This is a genomic window from Variovorax robiniae (genome assembly GCF_037889955.1).
Taxonomy (GTDB): domain Bacteria; phylum Pseudomonadota; class Gammaproteobacteria; order Burkholderiales; family Burkholderiaceae_C; genus Variovorax; species Variovorax robiniae.
In genome coordinates this window covers 128,612-142,135 of sequence record NZ_JBBKZS010000009.1, presented here as the reverse complement: position 1 = coordinate 142,135, position 13,524 = coordinate 128,612, and the positions used below count along the sequence as shown (strand labels likewise).

Below are 13,524 nucleotides of genomic sequence, written 5' to 3'. Positions count from 1 at the left end.
CGACTTGCACATCCACGACTCCCCCGAGGCCATCTACCGTGACGTCGCCGCCATCGGCCGCATCAGTTCGGTGCCGACGCTCCTCAAGATCATTTGCAGCAACACCGGCATGGGCTTCGCCGCGGTGGCCCGGGTGACGGACGGCACCTGGACGGCGTGCGCGGTGCAGGACGACATCCACTTCGGCCTGCTGCCGGGTGGCCAGCTGGATGTGCGCACCACCTTGTGCATCGAGGCACGGGCCGCGCGCAAGCCGGTGGTGTTCGACCAAGCCAGCCTGGACCCGGTCTACTGCAACCACCACACGCCGCGCCTCTACAACATCGAGAGCTATATCTCGGTGCCGATCATCCGGCCCGGTGGCGAGTACTTCGGCAACCTGTGCGCCATCGATCCGCGTCCGTTGCGGGTGCCCGACCAGAAGACGGTCGCGATGTTCGAGAGCTTTGCCGAGCTGATCGGGCGCCAGCTGGCGCAGGAAGAGTCGCAGCTGGCCACCGAGACCGCGCTGCTCGACGAGCGCACCACCGCTGAGTTGCGCGAGCAGTTCATCGCGGTGCTGGGCCATGACCTGCGCAATCCGTTGGCGTCGGTGAGCGCCCTGGCGGAACTGCTGGTGCGCCGCAATACGGAGCCTGAGATCGCCAGGGTCGGTGAACGCATCCGCGGCGCGTCACGCCGCATGGCGCTGCTGATCGACGACGTGCTGGACTTCGCGCGTGGCCGCATGGGCTCCGGGCTGGTCGTGGCGCCGGCGGAGGTTGCGGACCTGGGTACGTCGCTGTCGGAGGTGGTGTCCGAACTCCGGCTCGCGCACCCGGATCGCCAGATCGACGAGCACATCGACATCGCCGCCAACGTCTGGTGCGACCGTGGGCGCATCCAGCAACTGCTGTCGAACCTGTTGGCCAACGCGCTGACGCATGGCGCAACGGACCAGCCGGTGCTGGTCGAGGCCCGGTCGGATGCGCGGGGCTGCCTGCGGGTGTCGGTGTCGAACGGCGGCGAGCCGATCGCGCCGACCAACCTCGCGAAGATCTTCGAGCCTTACTGGCGCCCTGCGGACAGCGGAGCAAATGGCGGGCTGGGGCTGGGGCTGCACATCTGCTCGATGATCGTGAAGGCGCACGGCGGCAGCCTGGAGGTGAGTTCGTCGGCGGAGGCCGGGACCTGTTTCACCGCGCGCGTGTCATTGGCCAGGGAGCGTGCTGGTGTCTGATGCCGACACCAGCTCGTACAACACCATCTTCGACAGCCGCCCGCGCAACGCGACCTCCTCGACACGCCGCGTCCGCAGCCGACCCTTCAGCCCTTCGAACGTCGCCTCCGACAGCAGCACCTGCGTCCCGAGTTCCTTGTTCACGCCCTCGATGCGGCTCGCCACGTTGATGGTGTCGCCGAAGGCGGTGTAGGCCAGCCGGTCGTTCGAGCCCAGCGCGCCGACCACGGCCGTGCCGGTGTGGATGCCGATGCGCGTGACGAAGGCCTGCCGGCCCTGCGTGGCCCAACGCGCGTTGAGCGCGGCCAGTTCCGCTTGCAAGTCCAGCGCGGCGACGCAGGCCTTGTACTCGGCATCGTCGAGCGCCGAGGGCGCGCCCCACAGCACCATGATCGCGTCGCCGATGAACTTGTCGACCGTGCCGCCGTGGCGCGCAATCACGCGCGTGGCCACGTTGAAATACTCGGTGAGTTGGTCCACCAGCACCTTGGTCTCGATGGCCTCGGAGATGCGCGTGAAGCCCTCGATGTCGGTGAACATCGCGGTGATGCGGCGCGGCTCGCCGGTGGGCGTGAGCGTGTGGCCTTCGTCGACGAGCTGGTTGACCAGGTCCACCGGCACGAACTTGCGGAACGCCTTCAACCCGCGCGCCGAATCGTCGAGCGCCTGGTCGAGTTGCTGGATCTCCAGCACGCGGCTCGGCACGCGCGGTATGTTGTCGAGGTCGAAGCGGCCGATGCGGCGCGCGATACGCGACAGTTGCTCGACCGGCAGCGTCACCACCTTCGACAGGCGCAGCGACACGACCAGGATGATGCCCAGCGACGCCAGCACCAGCGCCAGCAGCCACAGCACGTTGCGCCGCAGGCCACCGAGCAGCGCGTCCTCGGGCACCCAGCTCACCAGCAGCCAGTTCGTCGATGGCAGGTGCGAGGTGCGCACCAGGTAGCGACGGCCTTCGAGGTCCAGCGCGAAGTTCGTCTCCGCGGCGGCGCGCGCGCCGCCCCCGGCCAGCATGCGCGCATGCACCGCGCCCAGCACGCCGCCGCGCGGCACGTCGAGCTGCTTCACGTTGCCTTCGACATCGCTGCGCGCCAGCACCTGGAATTCCGTACCCAGCAGCGCCGCCTCGCCGCTGCCATCACGGCTGAACAGGCGCACGAACTCGGACAGCCGGCCCAGCGTGACATCGCCCGCGGCCACCAGTTGCTGCGTGCTGCCATCGGCGGCGCGGCGCCACGCCGGCAGGGAATAGGTGACGCCCAGTTCCTCGTGCTGCGCGGCGAACACGTACGGCTGCGACCAGACCGCCCCGTCGCGACCCGCGCTCAGCGCACTCTTGTACCAGCCGCGTTCAGTCGGCTGGTACTGCGTGTGCAGCGTCTCCACGCGCACCGTCTGAAAGCGCGCCTGCACGTCGGTGCTGTCGCTGGCCGGCGGCTTGAAGTGCCAGACCTCGGTGGTGCCTTGCGGTTCCGCCTTCATGTTGACCACGGCCGGTTCCGGGTGGCGCGTGACCATGAGCATGCGGCCATCGGCGGCCGCGACGTAGATGCTGTCGAGCTCCGGCGACTGCTGCAACAGCGTCCAGATCAGCTCGCCCGACTGGCTGTTGCCCTCGCCGCCGGTCTGAAGGCTGGGCGATTCGCTCATCGCCCGCACGGCCGTCGCGGCGTGGTTGAGGAAGGCGATGGTGCGGTCCTCGATGCGCAGGTGGTCGGCCTGGTGCGCCGACTCGCCGATGCGCGACACCAGCCGCTGCGACCCCCAGTAACCCAGCGCGATGAGCAGCAGCGACTCGACCAGGATCACGACCGTGATGATGGTGCCGACGTCGACGCGAAAACGACGCAGGCGCAGCGGCAGTTGGGGCGCGACAGGCATGGCGTGAGTGCAAGTGGGGCGACAGCAACGCGGGCGGGCCGACTTGAACTCGAGCCGCGGTGGAACTGTACAGGCCAGCCAACGCGGCTGCCTGATTTCTTGCGGACATGGTCGGTGGGCATATCGCACAAGGAAGCCGGCTTTGCGAACGGTGCCGAAGGGCCGGACGCACCGGCCCTGGTTCAGGCGGGCTGTAGCGCTGCCGGTGCGCCGGCGCGCTCGGCCAATGCGCCGAGGTAGTTGCGCGCGCGCTCGTCCCGCATGAGCGTCGGCAGGTCCTGGGCCTGCGTGACCACGCCCTTGTGCACGAAGATGAATTCCTCGCAGCTCTCGCGCAGGATGTCGATGTGGTACGGCTCGTTCGGATGCATGCACAGGAACACCAGGCGGCCTGATTGCTTCAGGCGCTGGAAGAAGTCGAGCATGAAGCCGATGTAGCCGTCCTGCGTGTTGAACTGCGGCTCGTCGAAGAGATGCACCCAGGGTGAATCGGTGGCCGCATGCTCAAGCAGGAAGTTCGGCTTGCCCTGCTTGAAGTGGCGCACCTGGTAGCTCTGGTGATAGTGGATGGCGAGGCGGTCGCGCTCGTGCGTGCGCACCTGGTGGATGTCCTGGCCCTTGACCAGCACGCGGCCGGCGCTCGGCTTGTTGCTGCCGGTGATGAGTTCGAACAGCGTGGTCTTGCCCGAGCCGTTGGGGCCGAGCACGCCGATGATGCGTGGCGTGGCGACTTCGAAGTTGGCCGCGAGCGTGAACGTCACCTGCTTGCGGAACGTGCCGCGCGTGTATTGGCGCGCGATGTTGTCGACGCGCAGGAGGGGTGTTGTCATATGCCAAGCAACCGACGTTGCAGCCCCGCGTCGCGCCGCAGCGCATCGGCAGGACCTTCATGAACGATGGTGCCTGCGTGCATCACATAGGCGCGGTCGGCCACGGCCAGCGCGCTCTGCACGTTCTGCTCGACCACGAGCACGGAGATGCCTTCGGCCTTGAGCCGCGTGATGGTCTTCATCACGTCTTGCACCACCTTCGGCGCGAGGCCCTGGCTGGGCTCGTCGAACAGCACCAGGCCGGGCGAGCCGAGCAGGGCGCGCGAGATCGCGACCATCTGCATCTCGCCGCCGGAGAGGTTCTCGCATTCGCGCGCCATGAGGTATTCGAGCGCACTGAAGATCTCGAAGCACTCCTTCTCCTGCCAGGCGCGGAAGCGCGTGCGCTTGCGGGCGATGGCCAGGTTGCGCGCCACGGTCAGCGTCGGGAAGATGCGCCGGTCGTCGGGCACCCAGCCGATGCCGCGGCGTGCGATGTCGTGCGTGTGGGCGCGCGTGATGTCGCGGCCGTCGAAGCGGATCGCGCCGCGCCGCGCGGGCGTGAGGCCGAGGATCGAACGCAGCGCCGTGGTCTTGCCGGCGCCGTTCGGGCCGAGCAGTGCGACGACCTCGCCGGCGCCGACTTTCAGGGAGACATCGAACAGCACCTGAGTCTCGCCGTAGGAGGTGTCGATGTTGGCGACCGACAGCATCTCGGCGGTCATGCGAGGGCTCCAAGATTCAAGCGCGCCACCCACTCGTTCTGCTTCAACGATTGCGGCGTGCCTTGCGCGATCACCTGGCCCCAGTGGATCACCGAGATCGTGTCGGCCAGGTCGAAGAGGAACTTCATGTCGTGCTCGATGATGACGATGGTGATGCGCTGCTTGAGGCTGCGCACCAGGTCGGCGAGCCGGGCCGTGCCTTCGGCGCCGAGGCCGGCGGTGGGTTCGTCGAGGAACAGCAGGCGCGGTTCGGCGGCCAGCGCGACGCCGATTTCCAGCGCGCGGCGGTCGCCATACGAAAGGCCCTTCGCAATCACGCGTTCCTTGCCCGCGAGTCCGACCCGCTTCAGCACCTCCGCTGCCTGCTCCTGCGCGCCGCTGTCGGCCCCGAGGTCTCGCCACGGATGGAAGCCTTGCCGACGCACGCGCGGCGTGGCCATCAGCACGTTGTCCAGCGCCGAGAAGTCATCGAACAGATTCATGATCTGGAACGAGCGCGAGATGCCGCGTCGGGCGATCTCGCGCGGCGCCATGCCTGTGATGTCTTCACCCGCAAAAGTCACGCTGCCGCGATCCGGCTTGTAGCGGCCTGTGAGCACGTTGAAGCAGGTGGTCTTGCCGGCCCCGTTCGGCCCCATGATCCCCGAGAGCTTGCCTTCCTCGAATCCCAGCGTGATGTCTTCCAGCACCACCTGCTGGCCGAAGCGCTTTGAGAGATTCATCGCCTGGAACAGCATGCTCACTTGGCACCGCCTTCCACGGCCACTGCCGCATCGAGGGGCCGCAATGCAGCGCGCGCCGGCTTTCGTCGCCACGCCTGCCACGCGCCCGCGATGCCATCCGGCTGGAACAGCACCATCGCCATGAAAACAAGGCCGTACCAGAGCAGCCAAGTCTCGGTGTACGCGCCGAGCAGGTCCCTCGCCAGGATGAAGAAGGCCGCCCCGATCAACGGCCCCCAGAAGCTCACCAGCCCGCCGCCGATCAGCACCATCATCACGACGAAGCCGGAGTTGTGCAGGCTCATCACGTTGGGGTAGGCCGACTGCTGCGTCATCGCGAACAGCGCACCCGCAAGCCCTGCAAGCGCGGTGGAGAGCGTGAAAGACAGCCACTTGTAGAGCCACACGTCGTAGCCCACGAAACTCGCGCGCGTCTCGTTCTGCTGGATCGCACTGAGCACGCGACCGAAGGGCGAATGCACCAGCCGCCACAGCGCCACGAGCACCAGCGCGAACACGACGAGGCAGAAGTAGAAGAGGGCGTCGTTGCTCTTCAGATCGAAGACGATGAAGCCGAAGTCCGCCGGCAGCCGCCGGATATTCAGCAGCCCGTCTTCCCCACCCGTGATGCTGTGCGCCTTGTTCGCCACGAACCAGGCGACCTGCCCGAAGGCGATGGTGAGCAGCGCGTAGTAGATGCCGCGCCGGTGCGAGATGAAGAGCGCAACCAGCGCGCCGAACAAGGCGGCCACCAGCACCGCGCCGATGAGGTCGAACCACAGGTTGGCCCACAGCTTCTGCTGCAACAGCCCGAAGGCATAGGCGCCGATGCCGAAATACGCGCCATGCCCGAAGGAGGGCAGGCCGGTGAAGCCCAGCAGCAGGTTGTAGCCCAGCGCGAACATCATCCAGATCATGATTTCCAGCGCCAGGTACTGGTAGAGCCCGACGCGCGTCACCCACAGCGGCGTCGACAGCAGCAGCACGAGCACCATCAGCATGGGTGCGGGGAACAGCGCTGCGCGGCCGGCGGGGAGTTGCATGGAACGTGGTCTCTTGAAAAAAACGTTGGAACGGCAACTGGACAAAACAGAATGTACGTTCTAGTATGAAAACATTCAAGAATATTTATTCGATCACGTTCCGTTCCACGCCATGGCTTCCGTTGCCACCTACGAACAGCTCAAGGACCAGATCGCGCTGGCCTATCCCGGCATGTCCAAGCAGTTGCAGCGCATCGCGCGCTTCGCGCTGGAGCGGCCGAACGAGCTGGCGCTGGGCACGGTGGCGGCCATCGCCGAAGCGACCGAGGTGCAGCCGTCCGCGATGATCCGGTTTGCCAATGCGCTGGGCTATGGGGGCTTCTCCGAGATGCAGCAGCTGTTCCGCAGCCATCTGGTGGAACGGTCCTCGACATACCGCGAACGCATCGACACGATGCGCCGCGCGCAGGCGCAGGGGGGCAACGGCGCAAGCGCACCGGCAAGTGTGTTGCACCAGTTGGCGACCGACTCGATGACCGAGTTGAGCCACCTCGACGAGAAGGTGCGCGAGGCTGATTTGAAAGCCGCGGTGAAGCTGCTCGCCTCCGCGCCGCGCATCCATGTGCTGGCGCAGAAGCGCGCGTTTCCGGTCGCTGCCTACCTCGCCTATGCGCTGAGCCAGTTGGAACTGCGCACGCACCTGCTCGATGGCGCGGGCGGCATGTTGCGTGAAAGCCTGCGCGCGATCGCGCCAGGCGAGGTGCTGGTGGTCGCGAGCTTCCGGAACTACTCGCCCGACGTGATCGAGGCCGCGGCGGAGGGCCAGCGCATCGGCGCGCAGGTGATTGCAATCACCGATGGGCCGCTGTCGCCGCTGAAGCCTTCCGCCAAGGTGTGCTTCGAACTGGCAGACGATTCGGCCAAGCCCTTTCGCTCGCTGGTCGCGCCGCTGTGCCTGGCGCAGGCGCTGGTGGTGAGCGCGGGCCATCAACTCGCCGAGCAAGGCTCGCAACGCAAGGTGCGCCGCGCGCCTTCCAGAAGGGGCGTGTCATGAGTGAAGGCCTTGCCGTCGCAGGAGAGCGCGCACCGATGTGCGCATCGCGGAGGTTTCATTGACCCGACCCTTCCACCTTATCTGCGTCGGCCGCGCCGCCGTCGATCTCTATGGCGAGCAGATCGGCGGCCGGCTCGAGGACATGCAGACTTTCACCAAGTACCTCGGCGGCTCGCCGGCCAACACGGCGGTCGGCTTGGCGAGGCTGGGACTGAAGCCCTCGATGTTCACGCGCGTCGGCGACGAGCACAACGGCCGCTTCGTGCGGCAAACGCTGGCGGCGGAAGGCGTCGACGTGGCGCATGTGGTGACCGATCCGAAGCGACTCACCGCGCTGGTCTTCCTCGGCATCCAGGACCGCGAGACTTTTCCGCTGGTCTTCTACCGCGACAACTGCGCTGACATGGCGATCGATGAAGCGGACTTCACCGCCGCCTACCTTGCATCGGCCACCGGCCTGCTGATCTCCGGCACGCATCTGTCGCAGCCTCAGCCTTACCGTGCGTGCGTCAAGGCGATGCAACTCGCACGCGAGAACGGTACGCGCGTGGTGCTCGACATCGACTACCGGCCGGTGCTGTGGGGCCTGACCAGCCCGGGCATGGGCGAGCAGCGCTTCGTGCCATCGGACCAGGTCAGCGCGCACATCCAGTCGGTGATCGGGTACTGCGATCTGGTCGTGGGCACCGAGGAAGAGATCCACATCGCAGGCGGCAGCACCGACACACTTGCCGCACTTCGCGCCTTGCGTGCATTGACGAAGGGCACGTTGGTCGTGAAGCGCGGCCCGATGGGCTGCGTCGTCTTCGATGGCGACATCCCTGAGGACATCGAGCAGGGCCTGCGTGGGCCGGGCTTTCCAGTCGACGTCTACAACGTGCTGGGGGCAGGCGATGCGTTCATGGCGGGCTTCCTGCGCGGCTGGTTGAAGGATGAGCCGCTGCTTCGTTGCTGCGCATTCGCCAACGCCTGCGGAGCCCTCGTCGTCTCGCGCCACGGCTGCGCACCGGCGATTGCAAGCTGGGAAGAATTGCAGGCATTCCTTGCACACGGCTCGCCGACGCGGCGGCTGCGCGAAGACACCGCGCTGGAGCATCTGCATCGCGTGAGCACGCGCACGCGGCACTGGGACGAACTCGGCATCCTCGCCTTCGACCACCGTGCGCAGTTCGAGGAACTCGCGCACCAGCATGGCGCCGCGCCGCAACGCATCGAGGCCTTCAAGCGCCTGATCGCCGAGGCCGCGCAGGTGGCGGCGCAAGTGCATGCGCAACCGGGCCTGGCCACCGGCGTGATCCTCGACGGCCGCTTCGGCAGCGACATCCTGCCGAGCCTCACCGGGCGCGGCTGGTGGGTGGCTCGCCCGGTGGAGGTTCCGGGCTCGCGTCCCTTGCAATTCGAGCCCGCCAAGTCCCTGGCATTGGAGATGCGCACCTGGCCCACCGAGCACGTCGCCAAGTGCCTGGTGAGCCTGCACCCTGACGATCCGGAGGCGCTGCGTGAAGCGCAGTTGCAATCGCTCGCCGAACTGCAAAGCGCCAGCATCGATACCTTCCACGAATTCCTCATCGAGGTGATCCCGCCTCGCAACCTGCGCGACGACGACAACGTGCTCGCCGAAGCACTCGCGCAGATCTACGCGGCTGGCATCCGCCCCGACTGGTGGAAGCTGCCCCCGCCCGCATCGGCCGAAGCCTGGACCCGCATCGCCGACACGATCGCCGCGCGCGATCCGCATTGCCGCGGCGTACTGCTGCTCGGCCTGGAAGCGCCGGAAGAACAACTGGAGCGCGGCTTCCGCATCGCCGCATCGCATGCCATCTGCCGCGGCTTTGCCGTGGGCCGCTCGATCTTCGGCCCCGCTGCCAACGAATGGTTTGCCGGCCGACTCAACGACACGCAGGCCGTGCAGGACATTGCACGCCGCTATACGCGGCTGCTCTCGCTGTGGCGCCATGCGCGGCGCGAGGCCAGCAACAACAACATCGCACTTCCTCTTTGAACAGGTGAATCAAATGAATCCACGGATCGGTTTTATCGGCATCGGCATGATGGGCCACGGCATGGTCAAGAACCTGCTGGCCAAGGGCTTCGCGGTCACGATCAAGGTGCATCGCAACCGTGCCAATGTCGAGGACCTGCTGGCCGCCGGTGCCACCGAGGCACGGACGAATGCCGCGGTCGCGCAAGCCAGCGACATCGTCTTCATCTGCGTCACCGGCTCGCCGCAGGTCGAAGCCATCGTCTACGGCAAGGACGGCGTGATCGAAGGCGCGCGCGAAGGCCTCATCGTGGTCGACTGCTCGACCGCCGAACCTTCGTCCACCACGAAGATCCGCAGCGACCTCGCCGCCCGCAGCGTCAAGCTCATCGACGCGCCGCTCGCACGCACGCCCAAGGAAGCGGAGGAGGGCCGCCTCAACACCATGGTCGGCGCGACGCCGGAGGACTTCGCCATCGTCGAGCCGGTGCTCAAGGCCTTCTGCGAGAACATCTTCCATGTCGGCCCGCCCGGCCATGGCCATGTGCTCAAGCTGGTCAACAACATGATGGCGATGGGCTTTGCAGCGTGCATCGCCGAAGCCTTCGCGGTCGGGGCCAAGTCGGGATTGGACCTGAAGCGTCTCTACGACGTGGTGTCGGTCGGCGGCGTGAACTGCGGCATCTTCCAGATGATGGCCGCGAAGACCTTGACCGAAGGCACGCTCGACGGCTTCAAGTTCGGCATCGCCAATGCGCAGAAGGACCTGCGCTACTACACGCACCTGGCCGAGATGCTGCCCGTGTCCAGCTTCATGGGCGAGGCCGCGCACCAGAGCCTGGTGCAGGCGGTGAACCTCGGCTTCGGCGACAAGCTCATCGCCTCGCTGTTCGAGGCGCAGGAGAGGGTCAACGACGTGAAGATCGTTCCGCGCTAGGACTGTCGACTCGCGTTGGCAAGCCTGGCCAATGCGATCTCCGTTTGTAGTTCGAACAGGCCGCTCAACCTTGCAGGAGACAAACCATGAACAAGACGGATCCACTCCCTTCGCGCCGCAGCCTGCTCAAGGGCACGGGGCTCGCGCTGGCCGGCGTCGGCCTCTACGGCGTTGCGCCCTTCATGGGACCGTGGAAGCACAACCGCGTGTGGGCGCAGGCCGCGCAGAAGAAGCCGCTGGTGATCGGTCTCACGATGGATGCGTCTGGCATGTACGCCGCATCGGGCGGCGAGGAGCGGCTGGGCGCGATGATGGCGATCAAGGAGTTCAATGACAAGGGCGGCGTATTGGGCCGGCGCATCGAGGCCATCCACATCGACACCGAGACCACGCCCGCGACCGGCTCGCGCGTGGCCGAGCGCATGATCACGCGTAACGAGGCGACCTACCTCATCGGCGCGGTGCATTCGGGCGTGTCGAACGCGATCTCCCAAGTCGCGCAGAAGTACGGAACCATCTTCCTCAACACGAATTCCAGCTCGCCGACCGAGGCCGGCAAGGACTGCCACCGCACCAAGTTCGTGTGGGATGGCAACGGCACCAACTTCAGCAATGCCATCGTCAAGAACGCCATCGCCGCCAGCGGCAAGAACTGGGTGCTGCTGACCAACGACTACGTCTGGGGCCACACCACCTCGAAGGCCACGCGCGCGATCGTCGAGGCCAACGGCGGCAAGATCATCGACGAGCTGCTGGTGCCGCAGAACACGCGCGACTTCTCGGCCTACCTGCTCAAGCTGCAACAACTCAAGCCGAACGTGGTCGCGACCGCCGTGGGCGGCGACGACATCAAGGCGCTGCGCCAGCAAGTGGTGCAACTGAAGATGCAGCAGAGCATCGCGTGGATCAACAACCAGCAGGACTGGCCCGATGTCTACGGTCTCGGACCGGAGGCGATCTTCGGCGTGTTCGGCACGACCTGGTACTACCGGCTCGACCTGCCCGGCGTGAAGGAGTTCGTCGCGGCCTACCAGAAGCAGTTCCCGGGCATGGCGATCCGTGTGCCGGGCAACGTCTATCACAACAGCTACATGGCCACGCGCGAACTGCTGCGTTGCACCGAGGAGGCCGGCACCACGCAGAACATCGCGGTCATCAAGAAGCTCGAAGGCCGGCAGATGAAGGCGGCCGATCGTCTTCAGCACTTCGACGCCTGGATGGACCCGGTCACGCACCAGTGCCAGCAGACGATATATATGGCGCGCTACAACGATCAGCCGGCCGAGAAGGACGACATCTTCAAGATCATCACCCAGGCCAACCCCAAGGACGTGATGGATACCGACGCGCAAGGCACCTGCAAGCTGGAGAGCTACGAGTCCACGCCGAGCTACGACGTTTGATCTGAGAACGATGGACTTCATCGGCAACCTGCTGCCTTTCCTGGTCAACGGCATCTCGCTCGGGCTGCTGTTCGCGTTGATTGCGCTGGGCTTCATGCTGATCGTCGGCGTGATGGAGACGATCAACCTGGCGCATGGCTCGCTGTTCGCGCTCGGCATGTATGCGGCGCTGTTCATCGTTGCGCCGAGGTTGGGGCTTTTTCCGGAAGCCGAGGCCTGGTACATGGGCCTGCCGATCGGCTTGCGCTACATGCTGGCGCTGGTGCTCGCGCCGGTGTTCGTCGGCGTGTTCGGCATGCTGCTGGAGTTGTGCATGCGGCGCACCTACGGGCGCGATCCCTTGTACGGTCTGTTGCTCACCTTCGGTGCGGCGCTGGTCATCGAGGAAGGCATCCGGCTCGTGTGGGGTTCGTCGGAGAAGCAACTGGCCTTGCCGGAGTCGATCTCGGGTGCGGTGCTGATGGGCGACCTCGTGTACTCGCGCTATCGCTTCTTCGCGAGCGCGTTCGCCGTCGTGATGATCGGCCTGCTGTGGCTGTTCCTGCAAAAGACGCCCTACGGCGCGATCATCAAGGCCGGCGCGCACGACAGCGAGATGGTGCGCGCGCTCGGCATCAACCTCTCCCGCCTGCGCCTGTTCGTGTTCGGCCTGGGTGTCGCACTGGCCGCCATTGCCGGTGTGGTGATGGCGCCGATCTGGGGCATCCGGCCGCATGTGGGCGTCGACGCGGTGGTGCCGGCCTTCCTCATCATCGTGCTTGGCGGCGTGGGCTCGCTATGGGGCGCGGTGATCGCGGGGCTGATGGTCGGCATGGTGGTCGGGCTCACGGGAGCCTATGCGTCGGAGTGGTCGCTGATGTCGATGTACCTGCTGTTCATCGCCGTGGTCACCTTCCGTTCGCGCGGATTGTTTGGAAAGAAGAGCGTGCTGGATGCCTGAGCAGGACCTGAAGACGACTTCCACCGCGTTCGATCCGCAGTCCCTCGCCGGCCTGTTCGACCTGCGCGACCGCGTTGCCTATGTGCCCGGTGGTTACGGCGGCATCGGCGAGGCGATCGCGTGGGGCTTGGCGCAAGCGGGCGCAAAGGTCGCGGTGTCGGGTCGCGATGAAGCGAGAGCGATGGAGCTTGCCGCCACATTGCGCGCAGCGGGCCACGACGCGCTCGGGCTCGCGATGGACGCGCACAGTGTCCCGGACATCCAGCGTTCGGTCGATGCGGTGCAACGCCATTTCGGCGCGCTCGACCTGCTGCTCAACTGCGTCGGCATACAGCGCGAGCAGGCCTTGCTCGACGTGTCCGAGGAGGCCTTCGACGAGGTGGTGCAGGTCAACCTCAAGTCAGCGATGTTCCTCGCGCAAGCGGCGGCCGGGCACCAGATCGCCGGAGGCCGTGGCGGACGGCAAGTGCACCTGCTGTCGGTGCGCGCGCAACTGGGCTTGCGCGGCCGCGGCTACTCGGCGTATGCGAGCAGCAAGGGCGCACTCGTCATGCTGATCCGCCAGCACGCAAGCGAACTCGCGCCACATGGCATCACCGTCAACGGCATCGCACCGACCGTGGTGCGTACCGAGATGGCCAGGCACTGGTTGGACAACCCGGTCACGCACCAGCAGGTGCTCGACCGCATCCCGCTGGGCCGCGTGGCCGAGCCATCGGACGTGGCCGGGCCAGCGGTGTTTTTCTGCTCGCCGGCGGCCGCGTTCGTCACGGGCCAGGTGCTGTACCTGGACGGCGGTATCACGGCAAGCCAGTAGGGCACCGGGTCAAGACCCCAACGCGCAAGCGGCTTCCTCCGGGCGCTATC

General features: G+C 66.4%; 12 protein-coding genes. 7 read left to right on the top strand and 5 right to left on the bottom strand.

All coding sequences use genetic code 11. The features are described from left to right. The first annotated feature begins 4 nt into the window (after positions 1 to 4). Positions 5 to 1,219 (top strand): GAF domain-containing sensor histidine kinase, encoded by a 1,215-nt coding sequence (locus tag WKW79_RS21120; RefSeq protein ID WP_340337164.1) that lies wholly within the window; start codon positions 5 to 7, stop codon positions 1,217 to 1,219. Here the strand turns inward: WKW79_RS21120 and WKW79_RS21115 are convergent. The 5 genes from WKW79_RS21115 to WKW79_RS21095 all read right to left on the bottom strand — a co-directional run bounded on the left by WKW79_RS21115 (position 1,190) and on the right by WKW79_RS21095 (position 6,402). Then, positions 1,190 to 3,103 carry an adenylate/guanylate cyclase domain-containing protein gene (locus WKW79_RS21115; protein WP_340337163.1) on the bottom strand — a complete coding sequence of 638 codons (1,914 nt, stop codon included), beginning with the start codon at positions 3,101 to 3,103 and terminating at the stop codon, positions 1,190 to 1,192. The two genes, WKW79_RS21120 and WKW79_RS21115, sit on opposite strands and share 30 nt — an antisense overlap. 182 nt (positions 3,104 to 3,285) lie before the next feature. Further along, positions 3,286 to 3,933: an ATP-binding cassette domain-containing protein gene (locus WKW79_RS21110; protein ID WP_340337162.1), complete on the bottom strand. Its 648-nt coding sequence runs from the start codon at positions 3,931 to 3,933 to the stop codon at positions 3,286 to 3,288. After that, on the bottom strand, positions 3,930 to 4,637 hold the full coding sequence (locus tag WKW79_RS21105; protein WP_340337161.1) for an ABC transporter ATP-binding protein: 708 nt from the start codon (positions 4,635 to 4,637) through the stop codon (positions 3,930 to 3,932). Before WKW79_RS21105 ends, WKW79_RS21110 begins: the two co-directional genes overlap by 4 nt. Beyond that, complete coding sequence (locus tag WKW79_RS21100; RefSeq protein ID WP_340337314.1) at positions 4,634 to 5,374, bottom strand: ABC transporter ATP-binding protein; 741 nt, start codon at positions 5,372 to 5,374, stop codon at positions 4,634 to 4,636. Before WKW79_RS21100 ends, WKW79_RS21105 begins: the two co-directional genes overlap by 4 nt. A 2-nt stretch (positions 5,375 to 5,376) precedes the next feature. After that, the gene (locus WKW79_RS21095) at positions 5,377 to 6,402 is read right to left on the bottom strand and encodes a branched-chain amino acid ABC transporter permease (RefSeq protein ID WP_340337160.1); all 1,026 of its coding nucleotides are present in this window, start codon (positions 6,400 to 6,402) and stop codon (positions 5,377 to 5,379) included. A 112-nt stretch (positions 6,403 to 6,514) separates the two neighbouring features. On the opposite strand from WKW79_RS21095, the gene WKW79_RS21090 reads away from it, so the two are divergent. The 6 genes from WKW79_RS21090 to WKW79_RS21065 all read left to right on the top strand — a co-directional run bounded on the left by WKW79_RS21090 (position 6,515) and on the right by WKW79_RS21065 (position 13,474). Beyond that, positions 6,515 to 7,396 (top strand): MurR/RpiR family transcriptional regulator, encoded by an 882-nt coding sequence (locus WKW79_RS21090; protein WP_340337159.1) that lies wholly within the window; start codon positions 6,515 to 6,517, stop codon positions 7,394 to 7,396. 58 nt (positions 7,397 to 7,454) lie between these two features. After that, positions 7,455 to 9,398 (top strand): bifunctional 5-dehydro-2-deoxygluconokinase/5-dehydro-2-deoxyphosphogluconate aldolase, encoded by a 1,944-nt coding sequence (locus WKW79_RS21085; protein ID WP_340337158.1) that lies wholly within the window; start codon positions 7,455 to 7,457, stop codon positions 9,396 to 9,398. Between the two features lie 13 nt (positions 9,399 to 9,411). After that, positions 9,412 to 10,314 (top strand): NAD(P)-dependent oxidoreductase, encoded by a 903-nt coding sequence (locus WKW79_RS21080; RefSeq protein WP_340337157.1) that lies wholly within the window; start codon positions 9,412 to 9,414, stop codon positions 10,312 to 10,314. 86 nt (positions 10,315 to 10,400) lie between these two features. Continuing rightward, positions 10,401 to 11,717, top strand: coding sequence for an ABC transporter substrate-binding protein (locus tag WKW79_RS21075; RefSeq protein WP_340337156.1), 1,317 nt, complete (start codon positions 10,401 to 10,403; stop codon positions 11,715 to 11,717). A 10-nt stretch (positions 11,718 to 11,727) separates the two neighbouring features. Then, positions 11,728 to 12,657, top strand: coding sequence for a branched-chain amino acid ABC transporter permease (locus WKW79_RS21070; RefSeq protein WP_340337155.1), 930 nt, complete (start codon positions 11,728 to 11,730; stop codon positions 12,655 to 12,657). Further along, positions 12,650 to 13,474 carry an SDR family NAD(P)-dependent oxidoreductase gene (locus WKW79_RS21065; protein ID WP_340337154.1) on the top strand — a complete coding sequence of 275 codons (825 nt, stop codon included), beginning with the start codon at positions 12,650 to 12,652 and terminating at the stop codon, positions 13,472 to 13,474. The genes WKW79_RS21070 and WKW79_RS21065 overlap by 8 nt, the downstream gene beginning before the upstream one ends. Positions 13,475 to 13,524: the final 50 nt, after the last annotated feature.